The sequence below is a fragment of the Mesorhizobium sp. M6A.T.Ce.TU.016.01.1.1 genome, assembly GCF_003997065.1.
Classification (GTDB): domain Bacteria; phylum Pseudomonadota; class Alphaproteobacteria; order Rhizobiales; family Rhizobiaceae; genus Mesorhizobium; species Mesorhizobium mediterraneum.
Genome location: NZ_RZTJ01000016.1, coordinates 1 through 17611, shown reverse-complemented (window position 1 = coordinate 17611; position 17611 = coordinate 1). Strand labels below are relative to the sequence as shown.

The following is a 17611-nucleotide window of genomic DNA, read 5'->3' as shown; positions in this document are numbered from 1 at the left end:
AGACATGTTTGGCGAAGGCGGGCAAGCGCAGGCAGCCGAACCGCCGGCACCACAGCCAGAGCAAGCCGACCAAGCAGACGATGCCGGCTCCGATGGCGGTGGTGATTTCGGCGATATTGAATTCTGACCATGCGCGGTGCGGGTGGGTCCGACCTCGGACCACACGATATATGCCAATGGCTCGTCGGCCGTTGGCAGCCGCCTGCTGGCGGTCTCATGGACGGCTCTGTGGGAAAATATGACGCTGCTCGGCTTGGTCGATCGCACGAGTTCGGGGTTCTTTCACGTCAGACAATCACCTGATCGCGCATCGACCTCAGTTGGAAGCGCGGGGGGTAGAAGGCATGGCAATCGAGAAAAGGTCAGGCTGATACGAGCCTATCGCTCGTGGCTGCATCGCGCGAAGGTGGAGAGTGCTGGTAGGACACTGGGCATTCATCGTGGGCCTGCGATCCAGCCGACGAAGCAAGCCGCTGTGACCACTGTGTCTTCGATGTGCCCAGGGCGAACTCTGCCAACCTGAGGAGCTGCACGTCAGAAGTGCCCGCCGGCGCGAAGATGTGGTGCGCATCCCGCAACAACCTTTCGATGGGCCGGTCGGCGAACAATCCACAAGCGGCATGCACTTCCATGGCGTTGCGGGCCGAATCCAAGGCGTGCTCCACGTTGATCAGCTTGGCATTTATCAGTTCAGCGTCACAAGGCAAGGCACGGTCCAGCATATGCACGGCGTGATAGGCGGCGAGCCGGGCGGTCATCAGCCGCGACTGCATCTGGCCGAGTTTCTGCTTGATGGTGGGAAGTTCGCAAAGAGGGCTGCCGTAACGGTGCTGCTGCGCGGCAAATGCCACGGTCTCCTCGACAAGCGCATGGTGGATTCCGAGCGCGACGGCGGTCAGGTTGGGCCTTCCGTAGAGGATGCTGGAAGAATAGGCCACAGCCAGGCCGTCGCCCTCCTTGCCGAGCAGGTTTTCAGCGGGGACCCGGCAGTTGTCGAAGACAAGTTCCCCAAAACCGAAGCCGTGCAGGCCCATCGCTGGCTTCAGTGCAGCGCGTGAGAAGCCGGGGCGATCCGCCTCTACGAGGAACGCGGACAGACCCTTCGAGCCGCCTCCGGTTCGGACGATCACCCCATGCAGATCGCCGACATGGCTATTGCCGACATACGTCTTGTGGCCGTTGAGGATATAGGCGTCCCCGTCGCGCTCGGCGTTCGATGCCATGCCGAGCACGTGGCTGCCGGACTCGTGTTCGGTTACGGCAATGGTCGGCAGACATTCCCCCTTGGCTATGGCCGGAAGCCATTTCCGCTTCTGGGCTTCGTTGCCGAAATGGAGAATTTTCGCGACGCCTAGCTGCGAGGCCTGCACCATCGCTCCCATGGCGCCGCTGACGCGCGAGATTTCCTCGATGACGATGGTCTTGGCCAGATGCCCGAGACCCAAGCCGCCAAATTCTTTGCCGATGGTGATGCCGATCCAGCCCTGGCGGGCGATCAGCCAAGATAGGTCATGGTCTACAGACCGCGAGGCTTCCATGGCAGGTATACGGGGCCGGATCTCGGCCTCCGCAAAGGCCCGTGCCCGATCCCGAATCTGATCGTGGCGCTCGGTAGCGAAGTAACTGTCCATCCGATCCTCCTGACTTCCGGAGCGCGATGATCGGAGCAGCGGACTACCGGACAATTTCACGGGGAGGGGAATTCGGTTACATCCGAAACAGGGAAGCTACCTCCGTGACTCGAGACATGACCGTCTGGTGGCAAGTTGCGGTGCCTTTCAGACGTTCACTAGGTCGCACTGAGAGCTTCAACGATCTCTGAAACAGTCGCTATTTTGGCGATCTTGCCGTTCATGTAATCCAGGGAGACGCGCGCGTGCTCTGCGTCGTAGGAGCCGATGCATTCCTCGGCCAAGACCACTCGGAAATCTCGTTGATAGGCGTCCACCGCAGCCACACGGATACAGGCGTGTGTATTGACGCCGCATAAAACCAGTTCACCGGCGCCAAATTCAGCCAGTAGCTCGTCAAGTCCCGTCTTGAAGAACGCGCTGTAGCGCTTCTTGACTATCGTCGCATCGCTTGGCTGCCAATCGAGCTCAGCGTGAAGCAGGGCACCTCTCGTGCCCTGAATTGTAACGGCGATGCGTTTGTCGCGCATCTCAAGAAATGCGTCGCTGAGATCCGAACGGAACTCCTGCCGCACCCAGATCACCGGGAGCTGTAAACTCCTGAAAGCGGCCACCAGCCGGTTGGTATTCTGAACCAGTCGATCGGCTTTATCTGCTTCCCACAGGTCGAGATACTCATTCAGCAGGTCGATGATAAGGAGGCAGCATTTGGTCATCGTCGAGCTATATGAAGCGCTGAATGCAGATTTGTGACGAGGCCGTATCTCCTAGCGAGCTGTCAAAGCGATTTAGAGACGCGCCGGCGAAACCACTGCGGCACGCGGAAACTGGCGATCCGGTGTCTTTGCAGAATTCGCCTTATCGTTGCCAGAAGGGCAGCTTGGCGATCTCGTCCTCGACCTGCTGTCTCGTCAGACCGATATCGTCGATCAAATGGGGATTGTCCTTCGACATTTGCTTAAGTTCCCAGCGAAAGCGTGTCCGCTCGCGCCAGGTCGCGATAATGCTTCGCAGGGTCGTCAGGTGCCGACGCGACACTTCCGCCGGCCTCGCGGGCGTTTCCGGCCGCGCTGCCTGATGCGGCGCCGATGCAAGGGTATCGTTCATGGCAACCTCCATATGGTTTGAGGGTCGGGACCCTCGACCTGAAAGAGGTTGAATTCTGCAGGATACAAACAGCGCCGTAATTAAGCTCTCCCAAATAGTTCTCAAAACTTCCAAATCGGCTATAGATGCGCCGTATGCAAGGATCACGCTTTGCCTTTGGTCCGTTCGTGCTTGATCCAGGTGCGGGAACACTCCTTCGGAACGACGTCCCCGTTGCCGTTGGCTACCGCGGGCTGAAGCTGCTTGCGGCGCTCGTCGGACGGCCCGGCGAAATACTTGAGAAGGCCGAGTTGATGGACGCGGCGTGGCCGGGCACTGCCGTCGAGGAAGGCAACCTCACCGTCCAGATCGCGCAACTGAGGAAGCTGCTTGGTCCGGCCACCGACGGCGGTGAATGGATCTCCACGGTTCCGCGCGTCGGCTACCGGTTCACGGGGGTCATCGAACAGCTCGGTGGCGCGAAGCGAAAACCTTTGCCGCTGCCCGGCAAACCATCGATAGCCGTGCTGCCCTTCGTTAACATCAGCAACGATCCCGAGCAGGAATCCTTCGCGGATGGGTTGACCGAAGACCTGATCACCGACCTGTCCAGGGTCTCCGGCCTGTTCGTCATCGCACGCAACTCGGTCTTTGCCTACAAAGGAAAGGCGACGGACGTGCGCGATATCGCACAGGACCTTGGCGTGCGCTACCTGCTGGAGGGTAGCGCAAGACACGCCGCGGGGCGGGTGCGTGTCAACGCACAGCTGGTCGACGCGGTGAGTGGCGATCATATGTGGGCGGAACGCTTCGATCGCAGCCTAGAAGACGTCTTTGCCGTTCAGGACGAGGTCACCGGCAAGATCGTGGAGGCGCTGCTCGGCCGGCTGCGTGCACCGCCGCCGCGCAATCGGCCCAAAAATCTCGAGGCTTACGATCTGTGCGTGCGGGCGCGCAAGCTGATGGATGATTCGCCGCAGACAGCGCAGGAAGCGCATCTGATGCTCACCCGCGCGATTTCGCTCGATCCGGAATATGCCGAGGCCTATCGCTGGCTTGCCATGAATCACTGGATGGGATGGGTGCATTCTGGCGGACCAACCGAAACATCCCGTAGCGTTGCTTTGGAACTGGCGCGCAAAGCGGTGGCGATCGACCCCAACGATGCCGGCTGCCGCTGGGTTTTGGCTTACCTGCTTGCCTATGAGCGCGGCTTCGCCGAGGCCGATGCGGAATTCGCCAAGGCGATCGAGCTCGACCCGAACGAGGCCGATGCCTGGGCGGCATTATCCGACATCGCGGTCTTGGCCGGGCGGGTCGAGGAGGGGCTTGAGCACATTCGCAAGGCGTTCCGGCTGAACCCGTTTCCGGCAAGTTGGTACTATCTGACGCTCGGCCAGGCGCTATATGCGGCCGGCGAATACGAAGCCGCTGTCGAGACACTGCGCATGGACGAGACCTATCGTACAAGCTCACGCCGTTTCCTGGCGGCAAGCCTTGCCCAACTCGGCCGACTCGACGAGGCGCGCGCAGAGGTCGAGCTGTTTCTCGTCGGCAACCCGCATTTCACAACCCGCCACTGGGCCACGACGGAGCCATTCCGGGACGCTGCGACGCTTGAGCATTTCGTTGAAGGTTACCGCAAGGCCGGTCTTCCGGAGTGACGCGCCGGCGTGACCCTCCCAAACTGCCACTCGCACCGTTCGTGCGTGCGACCTACTCCTCAAAGCGACCCGTGGCGTCACGATCGCGCTCATATCGTCTCTTGAGCGGAAACGGTGGCAACCAGGATTCGCGACGGATGATCCAGCTTTCGTATGTTGGCATCAGCTGGTCGGGGGCATCCAGGGATCCCAGGTTCACTTCGATTTCGTCTGCGGTGCGCCCGAAAATGGTCGAGCCGCAGCGGGGGCAGAAAAACCGCCCGGCGTAGTCGCGTGTTTCGCCATCGATCGTTACCGCATCCTGGGGGAACACCGCGGAAGCGTGAAAAAGGGCCCCATGATGCTTGCGGCAGTCGAGACAATGACAAATGCCGACCCGGTATGGGAGTCCCGACGCCACAATTCGGACGTTGCCGCACAAGCAACCGCCGGTGAATCGGTCCATGCTGCGTCTCCTCCAATCAAGCGGTCAGAATGTTTACAACGAACCCCGTCGGGGCGTCCATGGGCGGCGAGGGGGCATTGAAGCTACGAGAGGAATCCAGGTTTCAAACCTGCCTAACAATGGTGCCGATCACATTGACGAGAAGGCGCGCGGCGGTCAGCGCCGACAGGCCGTCAATGTCGGCCGGAGGATAGAGTTCGACAAGGTCGAAACCTGCGATCTTGGCCCGCCTGCCGAGGCCCGCGATCAGGTCGATCACCTGCGTATAGGTGAGGCCGCCGGGCGTACGCGCCGCCACGCCCGGCATGATGCCGGGGTCGAGGCCGTCGCAGTCGAGGGTGACGACGACCCGTACTCCTTCCGGAATATGCTGGAGTGCGGCTTCGACGCCCTGGGCGTGAACCTCGCGGGCGGTCACGAAGCGGCTGCCATAGCGCCGCGCCGCTTCGATGTCAGTGAGGCGTGCGCTGCCGACGCCACGGATGCCGACCTGCACGATGCCGGCGACATGCGGCATCTCGCTCGCCCGGCGCATCGGGTTCGAATAGCCGTAGCGTTCGCCATGCAACTCGTCGCGCCAGTCGATATGGGCGTCGATCTGCAGGATCCAGATCGGCCCGTGATCCGCAAAGCCGGCGAGAAAGGGAATGGGTACGGAATCGTCGCCGCCGAGCAGGATTGGTACGGCTGGCAATGCCAGGACCTCGCGCGTCTTCGCCTCGATCCGTGCCCGGTTGCCGGCATTGTCATGCATAGCGGTCGGGATGTCGCTGGCGTCGATGCAGCAGACCGGCTTGCCGTCGAACAGCGGGCCGCCGAGGTCGAAATCCCAGTGCTCGACGAGCTCGGCATCGTCTTGGCTCGCAGCGCGAATGGCGTCGGCGGCCAAGGCATAGCCGCTGCTGTCCTTGCCGGGATAAGTGCTGCCGTGACCGGCTCCGAAGATCACCGCACGAGGCATGCGGCCATCGGCGAGGCGATCGGGAAAGCCGAGAAAGGGAGGCGAGGCGGTCATTTTGTGATGGTCTTAGCTGAAAATTGCGGTGTTGAGAGGTGCAGGATGGGGTCGTCCGAATGCGAGATTGAGTCAGTCGACTGGAATCGAAGCGAACGGTTGCCTCTCAGATAACGCGAGCGTTCGGTGCATGATCTAGGACGAGATTGGGCTCAATGCCATGCTCAAGGTAGAACTTCATGGCTGCTAACAGGTTTGTGAATCCTTCGGTGGAATTTATCGCTTCCTCCGCGCCGCCAGAAAAGCCCCAGTTTCTGACCGTGACGAAGGTCTGACCGTCTTCTATCGATCTAAATGTCCATTCGACGAAACTCGGATTTTCAGGCCCGTTCCACTCGATCAGGATTCGCTCGTCCGGGTCGATAGCCTTTACGTCGGCGATTGTATGCACGCCATACATCTCCCAATCCCATCTGACCCGTTCGCCCACTTGCAACGGTGCGGCACCCTTGGAAAACCAGAAATGAGATGTGATCCTCGGATCGATCAGTGATTGAAAGACCTCTGCGACGGGCTTGCGTATCATCATCTGTGCCTTGGCGACTGGCTGCTCAGACTTGTTGGACATCTGAATTCCACCCTTTCACAATTGCCGGTCTCAAGGTCTAACACGTATCGATGAGGGTTGTTCCGCCAGGGCGCAACCGCGCAGGGACGTGCTGCCCTCCATGATCTCAAGCCCGCCGCGTCGGGATAGTCGATTGCCCGGTCGGCTGCGCTTCATCTCTATCTCTATAGGCTGCCACATCAGAAAGTCGCATAAGATAGATTATGGAACTGGTGTGCGGTTTTGATTGAGTTGCCTTTCGGCCAGCCGCAGTTCCTTGTTCCTTGGGACTCAGCGGAACTGCGGCTGGTAGAGTCTCCTACGCCGCCTGCGGCACGCAGGCTTCGCAGATTGCTGCGATGTGCCGGTGGTCTGTGCCGCAGCAGCCACCCAGGATGCGCATGGTCGGAAACGAAGCTCTCAGCCCGCTGTAGCGCCGCCCGAGATCGTCCGGGTCGCCCGCGTCGAGCGTCTCCGATTCGTCCAGTTCGGCATGGCTTTTGGCCGAAGCGTTCGCCTTCACCCCATAGACGCGATCGAGCCAGCGCTCGCCCTTTTTCAGCGCCTGCATGAAATGCGTCGGATGTGCGCAATTGATCATATAGTAAGCCGGCGCACCGTCCGTGGCGTCGTCAACCCTGTCTATCGCCTCGCCGAGCGCCATGCCGGTCACCAGCTTCCCGTCGGTCTCAACGGTGAACGAGATCATACAGGGCATCGCATGCGCCTTGGCCGCCCGCGCCACGCCGAGCGCCTCGTGGAAATTGGTGAGCGTATAGGCCGCCACCATGTCGGCCTCGGTCCGCGCGAAACTCTCGATCTGCGCCGCGTGATAGGCCTCCGCCTCGTTGGCGTCCATATCGCCGGCTTTGTAGCCGTCGCCGCGCGGCCCGATCGCGCCGCTGATGACGCAAGGCGTCTCGGCAGTCTCGAACTCCTTGCGCAGGTCGAGAAGAAGCTCGATGGAGCTCTCGTTGACGGCCCGCAACGCTTCCGGCCCGTAGCCGAGCAACGTTCCCCAATCGGGGTTGGCCCGCCACGTCGGCGTGTCGAGGATAAACCCGGTCCCGCCTCTGCGCGCAATGGTCAGATAGCGGACGTAATATTCCTTGAGCTTCTGCCGGCCTTCAGGCGTTGCCACCAGCGTGAATGAAGCAAAATGCGGAAGGTCGAGGCCTTCGTGAAAGATGAGGGTCGTCTCCATGCCGCCATCGCTCAGGAATGTTCTGTTGGCGAGTTGCGGCAGATTCTGGCGGTACTTGGCCATGTTTGTCTCCAGTGGTAAGATAACACCGTGCCGCCTTGGTTGCGGCCGGTTTCGGAATAGCCAAGTTTTAACAGCACGTGCCGCCGGTGCGGTAGAAGGCTCGCGGTCCGGTACTCCACCGAAGCGGGAACCGCAGCAATTACAGATGGATAGCCGTTCTGGGTCGGTCGTATTGCTATCAGTGCCGATGTTGGCGGGTGTGAAAACCATACCGCCGGTACAGTAAATTTGAGGGCATTCGGTCATGCGCAAAGGTGCGGAAACGCGCGAACGCATTCTGGAGATCGCCGAGGCATCGGTGCTCGCCAAGGGGTTCGGCGCGACTTCCATCGAGGAGGTGATCGCCGAGGCCGGCATCACCAAGAGCGGCTTCTTCTATCATTTCAAGGACAAGAACGAACTCGCCCGCGCCTTGATGCTGCGCTACGTCGAGGAGAACGACCGCATCTTCGACGATGTGTTTCACCGCGGCCGGCAACTCTCCGATGATCCGTTGCAGTCCTTCCTGATCACGCTCAAGCTGCTTGCCGAGCTAATGGGTGACCTGCCGAACGGCCACCCCGGCTGTCTGATCGCGACGTTCACCTATCAGGAGCGCCTCTTCGACCGCAACGTTCGCGACATCGCCTCCGACGCCGTACGCTCCTGGAACGGGCGGTTTCGCGATGCGCTGAATGAGATCGCGACCGTTTATCCTGCCCGCAAAGGCATGGACCTCGACGATGTAGCTATCATGTTCTCCTGCGTGATCGATGGCGGCATCATCATGTCGCGGGGGCTCGGCGATCCCCGCGTACTAGAGCGCCAGATCCTCGCCTTCCGCAGCTTCGTAAAGATGTTGTTCGCGCCGGCTGCGCCCGACATCATGTTGCCGCCTGCGCACACCGCGGTCGCTGCCGAATAGCTGCGATAGCGGGGTGTTCGACTCAGCTCGTCAGCTTGGCCACGACAGCCTGCGCCGACTTGACCATGGCGCGTGGCTCGGCCGCGAATACCGCGTCGTGAGCGCCGGCCGCTGCCCATACGCGATCGAAACCTAGCAGCGTCTCATCGGCGAACGCCGGGATCGCAATCAGATGGCCGATCGGCGCTACGCCGCCAATGGCAAAGCCGGTCTCGTCGCGGATCTGCCGCGGGTCGGCGCGCTTCAGCGGCTCGCCAGTCAGCGCGGCTGCCTTGGTGAGATCGAGCTGGTTGACGCCGGAAACCAGGAAGAGAAAAAGTCCGCCACTGGCTTCTCCCTGGAAAATCAATGATTTGACGATCTGGGCAATCGTGCAGCCGCATTGCGCGGCGGCTTCCTCGGCCGTGCGTGTCGAGGCGCCCATGCGCCGGATCTCGATGTCGAGACCCGCATCGGCCGCAGCCTTGGTCACACGATCAATGCTACCAGCCAAGAAAAACCGAGCCTATTACACTGATTCAAAAGCGATTTCTATCGTCATGCCATCATAGGCCGGCTCGACGTTATCAGGCGTCTCGGCCATCACCGTGGCGTAGTCAAGCGGCACATGCATATGCGTCAGCACGGCCTTTTTCGGCGCCAGTTTTTCGATCCAGCCGAGCGCCTGGCCGAGCGACAGATGGCTCGGATGCGTCCTGTATTGCAGCGCGTCGATGACCAGCATGTCCAGATCGCGCAGCCGTTCGGCCGTGGCGTCGGGGAAATCACTGATATCGGGGCAATAGGCGAGCCCGCCGATACGAAAACCAAGCGATATGATGTCGCCATGGATCTGCGGCAGCGGCTCGAGGGTGAGGGCACCGCCCTCGCCTTCGATTACGACCGGCCTGGCGTGGTCGATGATATGGGGCTCGACGATGGGCGGATAGGAACTGCCCAGCGGTGTTTCGAAACAGTAGCCGAACGCTTCCCTTAACCGCAGCATGGTGGGCTGGTCGGCGTGGATATCGATGAGATGACGCTGCTCGAGCACGAAGCCACGCAAATCGTCGATGCCGTGGATATGGTCCGCATGCGGATGCGTATAGACGACCGCATCGATGCGCCTGACCGATGCCAGCAGCATCTGCTCGCGGAAATCCGGCCCGGTGTCGATGACGACTGTGGTTCTGTCGCCGTTCGCGGCGATCCGCTCGACGAGCGCTGCGGTGCGCATGCGCCGGTTCCTCGGATTGGCTGGGTCGCAATTGCCCCAGTCGCCAGTGATGCGCGGCGTGCCCGGCGATGAGCCGCAGCCGAGAATGGTGAGGCGCAGCCGGTCGCTCATGCGTCAGGCGCTCAGCGCACTTGGGCGCGGCATCTTCTCGAACAGCCGGAAGAAATTGTCCGTGGTGACGGCAGCGATTTCGGCCTCGCTGACACCGATCGTTTCGGCCAGCACCTTGGCTGTATGCGCCACATACGCAGGCTCGTTGCGCTTGCCGCGAAACGGTATCGGCGCAAGATATGGCGCGTCGGTTTCGACCAGCAGTCGGTCGTGTGGCACGTCGGCAGCGATGGCGCGCAGCTCGGCCGAATTCTTGAAGGTCAGGATGCCGGAAAAGGAAACATAGCCGCCGAGCGCCACGCCGACTTCGGCCAGCCTGCGCCCGGACGAAAAACAGTGCAGGATGAAGGGGAAGGCGCCCTTCCCTGTTTCGTCCTCGAGGATATCGGCCATGTCGCTGTCGGCGTCACGCGAATGGATGACCAGCGGCAGGCCAGTCTCGCGCGCGGCGGCGATATGGATGCGAAGACCCTGCGCCTGCGCATCGCGCGGCGCGTGATTGTAGAAATAGTCGAGCCCGGCCTCGCCGATCGCCACGACTTTTGGATGAGCGGATAGCCGGACAAGATCCTCGGCCGACACGTCCAGCTCTTCGGCGGCATTGTGCGGATGGGTGCCAACAGAGCAATAGATTTCGTCGAAAGATTCAGCGATTTCAAGCACTTGTTGGAATTTCTTCACACGTGTCGAGATCGTCACCATGCGACCGATTCCAGCGGCAAGGGCGCGGGCGACGATGGCCGCCCGCTCCTCTGCGAAATCCGGAAAGTCGAGATGGCAGTGACTGTCGACCAGCATTAGGCGCTTGCATCCGTTTGCTCGACGTAACGTGGAAACACGCCTTCCGGCGCGGGCAAAGCAACCCCTGATGCCAGCGCATAGTCCGCGTGGACATGCACGAAATCGCGGCTGTCCGCCGGTACAGCCAGCAGGTCGAGCAGCATAGCGGCCGATCCCGGAATGAAGGGCTGGCAGAGCAGCGCCACGCGTCGGATGATTTCTGCGGTCGTCCACAGCACCGTTTCCATACGCGCCGGATCGGTCTTTCTGAGCGCCCAGGGTTCCTGCGAGGCGAAGTAGCGATCGGCCTCCGCCACCACGCCGAAGATCGCCGCAAGCGCTAGATGGATGCCCTGCTCCGCCATCGTCTTGCGTGCAGTAGCAAGCGCCTCCACCGCCTGGTCGAGGATCGCCCTGTCGGCCTCCGCCAGATCGCTGCGCTTCGGCACTACGCCGCCGCAGTTCTTGGCGATCATCGACAGCGAGCGCTGCGCCAGATTGCCAAGGCCATTGGCGAGGTCGGCATTGGTGCGGTTGACGATGGCCTCGTGGCTATAGCTGCCGTCCTGGCCGAACGGCACCTCGCGCAGGAAGAAATAGCGCACCTGGTCGAGGCCGTAATGCTCGACCATCGCGAACGGGTCGATGACGTTGCCCACCGATTTCGACATCTTCTCGCCGCGGTTGAACAGGAAGCCGTGACCGAAGACGCGCTTCGGCAAGGGGATTCCGGCCGACATCAGGAAGGCAGGCCAATAGACTGCGTGGAAGCGCACGATGTCCTTGCCGATGATGTGTGCATCGGCAGGCCAGAAGCGCCAATTGTCAGCATTTTCATTTGGATAACCGACACCGGTAATGTAATTTGTCAGAGCGTCGACCCAGACATACATCACATGCTTCTCGTCACCCGGCACCGGCACGCCCCAGTCGAAGGTGGTGCGCGAGATCGACAGATCCTTCAATCCTGACTTGACGAAGCTCATCACTTCGTTGCGCCGCTCGGCCGGGCCGATGAAATCGGGTTGGCTTTCGTAAAGCGTGATGAGCTTGTCCTGATAGGCCGACAGGCGGAAGAAATAGCTCTCTTCCTCGACCCATTCGACCGGGGTTCCCTGCGGTCCGTAGCGGACATTGTCGGCGCGGACTTCGGTCTCCTCCTCGCCGTAGTAGGCTTCGTCGCGCACCGAATACCAACCGGCATAGCCGCCCTTGTAGATGTCGCCATTGGCAGCCATCGCCTTCCAGATCGCCTGCGAGGCCGCATAGTGACGTTCTTCGGTAGTGCGGATGAAATCGTCGTTGGAGGCATTGAGCGCGATTGCCATGCGCTGGAAATCGGCCGCGTTGCGGTCGGCCAGTTCACGCGCGGGAATGCCTTCCCGCTTCGCCGTCTGCAGCATCTTGATGCCGTGCTCGTCGGTGCCGGTGAGGAAGAAGACTTGCTTGCCGTCGAGCCGCTGAAAGCGGGCGAGTGCGTCGGTGGCGATCAATTCGTAGGCATGGCCTATATGCGGCTTGCCATTGGGATAGGAAATCGCGGTGGTAATGTAGAATGTGTCGCGTGACATGAATTAACCGTCATGAATGTCTGAATGAAGATGTAGCGGTGAGATATCGCATCGAAACGGCGATTGCCATCCCGATGGGCCGTCACATTCGCATTGCAGAATTCAGGCGGTCGATCATGGTCAAGGCGTGCTGCTTCTTGTCGAGATTGTAGGTGTCGGTCTCAGATATAGCGTTCAAAGCCTCGTGCCAAGTATCCGACAGTGTTTTCGCCCGCGCCAGATCGCCCGCCAGCGCGGCCTGGCTTGCGCCGGTCGAGAGCAGGTCGAGCGCACGGCGATTGAAGATATCGAACTGGATCGCCTGGTCGCGACCGGCGACCGCCTCCGCGAGGCGATAGGCGCCGGCAACATCGCTCTTCCTCGCTGTCGCCAGGGCGTCGAGCGTCTCGGCGATTTCCAGCCCGCCATACTGCGTCAGCAGGATTGCGGTGCGCGCGCTGCCCCCTGCCCGCTTGGCCAATGCCGCGCGCGCCGCGGGTTCGTCCGGCGGCGGTGGCTCGACGTTCTCCAGAACCGCCATCAGGCTCTCGGCATCGAGCGGCGCCAGCCGCACCATCTGGCAGCGCGAGCGGATCGTCGGCAGCAGGCTGCCCGGTGCATGGACGATGAGGATGAACAGTGTGCGTGCCGGTGGTTCTTCAAGGTTCTTCAACAAGGCATTGGCCGCATTGACATTCATGTCGTCGGCCGGATCGACGATCACCACCCTGTAGCTGCCATCATGCGAGGTCAGCGACAGGAAGCGGCTGACCTTGCGGATCTCGTCGACGGTGACGACCGTCTTGAAGCTTTTCGTCTTGTCGTTCGGCGGGCGGGTCAGATGCAGCACCGAAGGATGTGCGCCGGTGGCGATCTGGCGAAACAGCGATGACGCCGGATCAGGAACGGCGAGAACGTCCGGCGCCTGTTCGAATGCGGGATGCTTCAGCAGATGATGCGCCAGATGGAAGGCAAGCGTTGCCTTGCCGATGCCGACCGGTCCGACAAAGATCAGTGCATGCGGCAGCTTCCCGGAGCGATAGGCGGCGGCCAGCATGTTCGCCGCCTGGCCATGTCCGACCAGACGCGGGGTCTCGGACGGCTCCGGCACGCCGTCGAGCGTGTCGTGCTGTTCTGGTGCGATCCGTTCGAAAATCATCCTGGCGACGCCTGCTTCCTGTGCGCCGGCGTCATCGTCTCCAGAGCCGCGAACACGGCAGCGGTGACGACATTCTCCACCGTGTCGGGGTCGGCGGAGGCGTCGACGACAATGCAGCGCTCGGGCTCCGCCGCGGCAATCGCCAGAAAGGCTTCGCGGCGGCGCTGATGGATATCAAGCGTTTCCTTTTCGAAGCGGTCGGCGCCGGCATCGGTGCCCCGCCGTGCCGTGGCGCGCCGCAATCCTTCGGCCGGGTCGATATCGAAGATCAGCGTCATGTCGGGCACCATGCCGTTGATGGCGACCTTTTCCAGCGCGCCCATGAACGCCGGATCGAGGCCGCCGGTGACGCCCTGGTAGACGCGCGAGGAGTCCATGAAGCGATCACAAAGCACGATCGAGCCGCGTTCGACCGCCGGCCGAATGACCTGCTCGACATGGTCGGAGCGCGCGGCGGCGAAAAGCAGCGCCTCCATCCTGGGGCCGAACGGTTCGGCAGCGCCGGAAAGCAGGACATGCCTGACCGCCTCCGCGCCGGGCGAGCCGCCCGGCTCACGCGTGACAAGGACATCGTATTTCTTGGCGCGCATCTTGCTGGCCAGCCGCTCGATCTGCGTCGACTTGCCTGCCCCCTCTCCGCCTTCGAAGGTGATGAAAAATCCGTGCACCAATCAAAAAGCCTTCTTCCATACTGCGGGAACCGTAATAGTCCCGGTCAGAAAAAAGGTCCACCGCAACGGTGCTAACGCAGCCAGCCGACGGCCAGTTCCTTGACGGCGTCGAGCGCGCGCCGCGGCAGCGAGCCAACGCCAACCGATTCGGCCGCGAAAAGCGGCGTCTCCTGGCTCAGCGTATCACCGATCCAGACCCGCAGTGCACCCACCGGCTGCCCCTCCTCCACGGGCGCTGCAACCGGTCCGTCATAGACGATCTTGGCGGTCAGCTTGTCGCGGTTGGCGATGGGCAGGAAGGTATTCACCGGCCCTTTTGCCTTCAGCGCCACGCCGGATTTCGCACCGCCGAAAACCTGGGCTTCGCCGACCACTTCGTCCTTGGCGAAAATCTCCGTCTTCTGGAAGGCGCGAACGCCCCAGTCGAGCAGCTTCCGCGCTTCCTCGGCGCGCTCGCGGTCGCTTTTTAGTCCGCTCATCGCCGCGATGATGCGGGCGCCATTGTGGCTGACCGAGCCAACGATGCCGAAGCCGGATGCCTCGCTCATGCCGACAGCCAAGCCGTCCGCGCCGATATCCATCGCCAGCAGCGGGTTGCGGTTCCTCTGAGTGATCTTGTTCCAGGTGAAGTCCGTCTGGCCATAGTAGCGATAGAAGTCCGGGTACTCGCGCCAGATATGCAGGGCCAGAAGGGCAAGCTCTCGAACCGTCGTTTGCTGACCTTCGGCCGGCAGACCGGTTGAATTGACGAATGTCGATTTCGCGAGGCCAATCTGCCTTGCGCGGTTGGTCATCTCAGTCGCGAAATTCGCCTCGGATCCGGCGAAGCCTTCGGCGATGATGATGCAGCCGTCATTGGCTGCCTGGATCGTCACGCCCTGAATCAGGTCTTCAAGCCGGATCGTCGATTTGAGCTTGGCAAACATTGTCGATGTTCCGGATGGCGCGCCGCCCGTGCGCCATGCGTTCTCACTCACCGCGAATGTGTCGTCGAGCGTCACGCGCCCCGACTCGATGGCGTTGAAAACCACCTCCATCGTCATCAGCTTGGCCAGTGACGCCGGCGGCATCGGCTTGTCGGCGTCCTTGGAAAACAGCACCGTCCCGGTTTCGGCATCGATCATGAAGGCCTGTGCGGCCTTGGTCTCGAAAAGCTGCGCCGCGGCCGGGGCCAGCGAGAGCAGCAGGAGGCCAAAACCCAGGAGCCCGGCGACAGGCGCGGCGAAGCGAGATTTCATGAGAGGTTCGACCTGTCAGCCGGCATTTCTGGGCAAGCTCTACAAGCTATCAGGCTTTGTCTCGGCCGATCAACCGCGCCTTGGACAACTGGGCAAAACTTCAGGTTTTGCCGGTCAGTTCCGAACCACGAGCGCGTCCGGTGCGCCATGTGACCATGCCGCCTGCAGCATCTCGTCCAGGCTGCCATGGCCGTCCGGATAGAGATTGACCGAATACCAGTCCTTGCCTTCGAATTCAGAGCGCTGGATTTCGGCCTTGCCGAAGCCGGAAAGCTGGGTGGCCACACGCTGCGCCTCGGCAGCATCCTCAAACGAACCCGCCGCGATATAGTCCGTGGGCGAACCGGCCGAAGGCGCTTGCCGCTTCCACGATTGAAGGATTTCGGCGGGCGACATGCCGGTGCCATCCAGCGCGGCAAAGACATTGGTGGCACGCTGCACGCGCTCGTCCGCATAAGACAGCGACGCCACTGTGAACGGCGATTGCGCCGGCAGATTGATTTCCGGACGTTCCGGCACGATCGGCCCGAAATCGGGCAGCGTCACATTGCCAGCGGCCGGCGTCTGCGCCGACAGGACAGGCTGTGCGGATGCGGAATTCGTCAACTGACCGGGAAATGGAGCGGCGGCAGCACCCAACGCGGTGCTCGGCGATGGTCCATTCATGGCGATCATGACACCGGTGGGCAAGCCGTCCGATGGATCCGGCGCCCTGTTGCCGGGATGGTAGGAGGCCATCAGATACTGATCGTCACTGCCGTCAAGCGGCGCACGGCCGACATATTCGACCTTCACCTTTGCCGTGCCGATGTTTGCATAGTCGAGCATTTCGGCGGCACGTTTCGACACATCGATGATGCGCCCGTCATGGTAGGGTCCGCGGTCGTTGACGCGCACGATGATCGAACTGCCGGTCTTCATATTGGTGACTCGCGCATAGCTCGGCAGCGGCATGGTGGGATGCGCGCCGGTCAGATGCGTCATGTCGTAGACTTCGCCGTTGGCGGTCAGCCGGCCGTGGAAGGCGTCGCCATACCAGGAGGCGAGGCCCACCTTGGCGTAGCGCTTGTCTTCCTTGGGATAATACCACTTGCCGCGCACCTGATAGGGCTTGCCCAACTGGTCGCGTCCGCCGCCACGCTGCAAGCCGGACTTCTTGAAGGTGACGCGCGGACTGGCCTTTACGCCATATTCGGATTCGGCAAAATACTCCTTGGAGCGAGGCTTCTTGTTGACCATCGCCTTCGGCTGTGGTGGCGCGGCGCAAGCCGCCAGCAAGGCAGCCGACAGGGCAAACAACGTGAAAGCGCAAGCGCGACGGAGATGCGGGCGCGCCGTGCTCTGCATGTTTCGATTGTCCCCTCTCAACAAAGGCACCGCAACTTGACTGTCGGCAGAGCTAAAACCCCTCGACAAATGCCAGCGCCACCTTGATTCGCAATCCCTTGTGCACCGGAATTGCTTATCACCGTATTAACCGATTGTGGTCGGAACCGGGCGAGATTGTGGCACAAACCGCCCCGGCGATCGCTGTGAAAAACCACGGCCTTTCGACCTTCGGTGCAGAGTGCTGTTCGTCCTGCTTCAGTCCCGCCGTCGAGCATCCATGCTCTGCCGTTGGCAGGAACGGGTTATGGCCGGTTGACAGGAGTTCGTCGGGCGCACTAGAGCAATGAAGCGAGAACGGTCTTCGGGCGGCGCAGCAGTACCAACAGGTACAAATTAAGATTAGGACGAGCATCCAAGTGATTGAAAAATCACGACGGAGGGATGGCCGAGCGGTTTAAGGCACCGGTCTTGAAAACCGGCGTGGGTGCAAGCCCACCGTGGGTTCGAATCCCACTCCCTCCGCCAGATGCACCCTGCCCCAACATTCTCCGCCTTGATCTAGCAGGGTCGAAACCCCGCGCAACTGCGGGCTTTTCAGGCAAAGCTTGCAACCGCGCCGCCGGATGTTTCCGTCGAATGATCGTTCTCTCGGCTGATATTCTCCAAAGCTGTCAACCTCGCACTTTTAGTTCTCAGGTTTAGAGGCGAACAATTTCAATTGTTTCGTGATATCGGGATTATGCGAAGTTTAGCAGATCATTCGCTAGGCGATACGGATCCCATGGCCCTCTTGGGCAATCCAGCCTGTGACGGTGAAATGGCGCCGTGCGCTATTGCCTACGCTCAGCGCCAAGCAATCACCGTCCTGTTTGGGCCGTTGAACGAACCCGCTGCGCGGGAGGGCGCCTGCGATTGAGGTAGAGATCGGGGACCGGTCGTCGCGCCTGCATTGAGCGTTGTTCGGCGGCGGCAGAGCATGACGGGCTTCTTCAACAAGG

General features: G+C 61.4%; 17 protein-coding genes and 1 tRNA gene. 3 read left to right on the top strand and 15 right to left on the bottom strand.

The window, feature by feature from the left end:
• Nucleotides 1-362: 362 nt before the first annotated feature.
• The 3 genes from EOC94_RS24235 to EOC94_RS24225 all read right to left on the bottom strand — a co-directional run bounded on the left by EOC94_RS24235 (nucleotide 363) and on the right by EOC94_RS24225 (nucleotide 2738).
• Nucleotides 363-1631, bottom strand: coding sequence for an acyl-CoA dehydrogenase family protein (locus tag EOC94_RS24235; protein ID WP_127294001.1), 1269 nt, complete (start codon nucleotides 1629-1631; stop codon nucleotides 363-365).
• A gap of 158 nt (nucleotides 1632-1789) precedes the next feature.
• Nucleotides 1790-2347 (bottom strand): cysteine hydrolase, encoded by a 558-nt coding sequence (locus EOC94_RS24230; protein WP_127293999.1) that lies wholly within the window; start codon nucleotides 2345-2347, stop codon nucleotides 1790-1792.
• A 142-nt stretch (nucleotides 2348-2489) separates the two neighbouring features.
• Nucleotides 2490-2738, bottom strand: coding sequence for a DUF1127 domain-containing protein (locus EOC94_RS24225; protein ID WP_127293997.1), 249 nt, complete (start codon nucleotides 2736-2738; stop codon nucleotides 2490-2492).
• Nucleotides 2739-2872: 134 nt separating this feature from the next.
• Here EOC94_RS24225 and EOC94_RS24220 point away from each other — a divergent pair, with 134 nt between their 5' ends.
• The gene (locus EOC94_RS24220; RefSeq protein ID WP_127293995.1) at nucleotides 2873-4381 is read left to right on the top strand and encodes a winged helix-turn-helix domain-containing tetratricopeptide repeat protein; all 1509 of its coding nucleotides are present in this window, start codon (nucleotides 2873-2875) and stop codon (nucleotides 4379-4381) included.
• Nucleotides 4382-4433: 52 nt separating this feature from the next.
• Here the strand turns inward: EOC94_RS24220 and EOC94_RS24215 are convergent, their stop codons facing one another.
• From EOC94_RS24215 to EOC94_RS24200, 4 genes are all read right to left on the bottom strand, one after another.
• Nucleotides 4434-4826 (bottom strand): GFA family protein, encoded by a 393-nt coding sequence (locus tag EOC94_RS24215; protein WP_095488635.1) that lies wholly within the window; start codon nucleotides 4824-4826, stop codon nucleotides 4434-4436.
• A 103-nt stretch (nucleotides 4827-4929) separates the two neighbouring features.
• Nucleotides 4930-5841 (bottom strand): agmatinase, encoded by a 912-nt coding sequence (locus tag EOC94_RS24210; RefSeq protein WP_127293993.1) that lies wholly within the window; start codon nucleotides 5839-5841, stop codon nucleotides 4930-4932.
• Nucleotides 5842-5947: 106 nt separating this feature from the next.
• The gene (locus tag EOC94_RS24205) at nucleotides 5948-6409 is read right to left on the bottom strand and encodes an SRPBCC family protein (protein ID WP_127293991.1); all 462 of its coding nucleotides are present in this window, start codon (nucleotides 6407-6409) and stop codon (nucleotides 5948-5950) included.
• A gap of 298 nt (nucleotides 6410-6707) precedes the next feature.
• The gene (locus EOC94_RS24200) at nucleotides 6708-7655 is read right to left on the bottom strand and encodes a homocysteine S-methyltransferase family protein (RefSeq protein WP_127293989.1); all 948 of its coding nucleotides are present in this window, start codon (nucleotides 7653-7655) and stop codon (nucleotides 6708-6710) included.
• Nucleotides 7656-7899: 244 nt separating this feature from the next.
• Between EOC94_RS24200 and EOC94_RS24195 the strand changes: the two genes are divergently transcribed.
• Complete coding sequence (locus tag EOC94_RS24195; RefSeq protein ID WP_127293987.1) at nucleotides 7900-8559, top strand: TetR/AcrR family transcriptional regulator; 660 nt, start codon at nucleotides 7900-7902, stop codon at nucleotides 8557-8559.
• A gap of 22 nt (nucleotides 8560-8581) precedes the next feature.
• Here the strand turns inward: EOC94_RS24195 and EOC94_RS24190 are convergent, their stop codons facing one another.
• The 8 genes from EOC94_RS24190 to EOC94_RS24155 all read right to left on the bottom strand — a co-directional run bounded on the left by EOC94_RS24190 (nucleotide 8582) and on the right by EOC94_RS24155 (nucleotide 16631).
• A complete protein-coding gene (locus EOC94_RS24190; protein ID WP_127293985.1) occupies nucleotides 8582-9052 on the bottom strand; it encodes a YbaK/EbsC family protein in 471 nt (156 codons plus the stop codon).
• Between the two features lie 15 nt (nucleotides 9053-9067).
• The gene (locus EOC94_RS24185; RefSeq protein ID WP_127293983.1) at nucleotides 9068-9886 is read right to left on the bottom strand and encodes an MBL fold metallo-hydrolase; all 819 of its coding nucleotides are present in this window, start codon (nucleotides 9884-9886) and stop codon (nucleotides 9068-9070) included.
• 3 nt (nucleotides 9887-9889) lie between these two features.
• Entirely contained in the window at nucleotides 9890-10684 is a 795-nt protein-coding gene (locus EOC94_RS24180; RefSeq protein WP_127293981.1) for a TatD family hydrolase, read from the bottom strand.
• A complete protein-coding gene (gene metG / locus EOC94_RS24175) occupies nucleotides 10684-12237 on the bottom strand; it encodes a methionine--tRNA ligase (RefSeq protein ID WP_127293979.1) in 1554 nt (517 codons plus the stop codon). Before metG ends, EOC94_RS24180 begins: the two co-directional genes overlap by 1 nt.
• 82 nt (nucleotides 12238-12319) lie before the next feature.
• The gene (locus EOC94_RS24170; protein WP_095488644.1) at nucleotides 12320-13375 is read right to left on the bottom strand and encodes a DNA polymerase III subunit delta'; all 1056 of its coding nucleotides are present in this window, start codon (nucleotides 13373-13375) and stop codon (nucleotides 12320-12322) included.
• Nucleotides 13372-14046: a dTMP kinase gene (gene tmk / locus EOC94_RS24165; RefSeq protein WP_095488645.1), complete on the bottom strand. Its 675-nt coding sequence runs from the start codon at nucleotides 14044-14046 to the stop codon at nucleotides 13372-13374. Before tmk ends, EOC94_RS24170 begins: the two co-directional genes overlap by 4 nt.
• A gap of 71 nt (nucleotides 14047-14117) precedes the next feature.
• Nucleotides 14118-15284, bottom strand: coding sequence for a D-alanyl-D-alanine carboxypeptidase family protein (locus EOC94_RS24160; protein WP_127293977.1), 1167 nt, complete (start codon nucleotides 15282-15284; stop codon nucleotides 14118-14120).
• Between the two features lie 114 nt (nucleotides 15285-15398).
• Complete coding sequence (locus EOC94_RS24155) at nucleotides 15399-16631, bottom strand: septal ring lytic transglycosylase RlpA family protein (RefSeq protein WP_095488647.1); 1233 nt, start codon at nucleotides 16629-16631, stop codon at nucleotides 15399-15401.
• A 417-nt stretch (nucleotides 16632-17048) separates the two neighbouring features.
• Here EOC94_RS24155 and EOC94_RS24150 point away from each other — a divergent pair.
• Nucleotides 17049-17138 (top strand) — tRNA-Ser (locus EOC94_RS24150).
• Nucleotides 17139-17611: the final 473 nt, after the last annotated feature.

What these genes read in the sequence shown, in the direction of transcription:
- metG (WP_127293979.1), bottom strand. Translation starts at nt 12,237, where the DNA reads ATGTCACGCGACACATTCTACATTACCACCGCGATTTCCTATCCCAAT.
- EOC94_RS24235 (WP_127294001.1), bottom strand. Translation starts at nt 1,631, where the DNA reads ATGGACAGTTACTTCGCTACCGAGCGCCACGATCAGATTCGGGATCGG.
- EOC94_RS24195 (WP_127293987.1), top strand. Translation starts at nt 7,900, where the DNA reads ATGCGCAAAGGTGCGGAAACGCGCGAACGCATTCTGGAGATCGCCGAG.
- EOC94_RS24230 (WP_127293999.1), bottom strand. Translation starts at nt 2,347, where the DNA reads ATGACCAAATGCTGCCTCCTTATCATCGACCTGCTGAATGAGTATCTC.
- EOC94_RS24215 (WP_095488635.1), bottom strand. Translation starts at nt 4,826, where the DNA reads ATGGACCGATTCACCGGCGGTTGCTTGTGCGGCAACGTCCGAATTGTG.
- EOC94_RS24210 (WP_127293993.1), bottom strand. Translation starts at nt 5,841, where the DNA reads ATGACCGCCTCGCCTCCCTTTCTCGGCTTTCCCGATCGCCTCGCCGAT.
- EOC94_RS24200 (WP_127293989.1), bottom strand. Translation starts at nt 7,655, where the DNA reads ATGGCCAAGTACCGCCAGAATCTGCCGCAACTCGCCAACAGAACATTC.
- EOC94_RS24155 (WP_095488647.1), bottom strand. Translation starts at nt 16,631, where the DNA reads ATGCAGAGCACGGCGCGCCCGCATCTCCGTCGCGCTTGCGCTTTCACG.
- EOC94_RS24160 (WP_127293977.1), bottom strand. Translation starts at nt 15,284, where the DNA reads ATGAAATCTCGCTTCGCCGCGCCTGTCGCCGGGCTCCTGGGTTTTGGC.
- EOC94_RS24185 (WP_127293983.1), bottom strand. Translation starts at nt 9,886, where the DNA reads ATGAGCGACCGGCTGCGCCTCACCATTCTCGGCTGCGGCTCATCGCCG.
- EOC94_RS24225 (WP_127293997.1), bottom strand. Translation starts at nt 2,738, where the DNA reads ATGAACGATACCCTTGCATCGGCGCCGCATCAGGCAGCGCGGCCGGAA.
- EOC94_RS24205 (WP_127293991.1), bottom strand. Translation starts at nt 6,409, where the DNA reads ATGTCCAACAAGTCTGAGCAGCCAGTCGCCAAGGCACAGATGATGATA.
- EOC94_RS24180 (WP_127293981.1), bottom strand. Translation starts at nt 10,684, where the DNA reads ATGCTGGTCGACAGTCACTGCCATCTCGACTTTCCGGATTTCGCAGAG.
- EOC94_RS24170 (WP_095488644.1), bottom strand. Translation starts at nt 13,375, where the DNA reads ATGATTTTCGAACGGATCGCACCAGAACAGCACGACACGCTCGACGGC.
- EOC94_RS24220 (WP_127293995.1), top strand. Translation starts at nt 2,873, where the DNA reads ATGCAAGGATCACGCTTTGCCTTTGGTCCGTTCGTGCTTGATCCAGGT.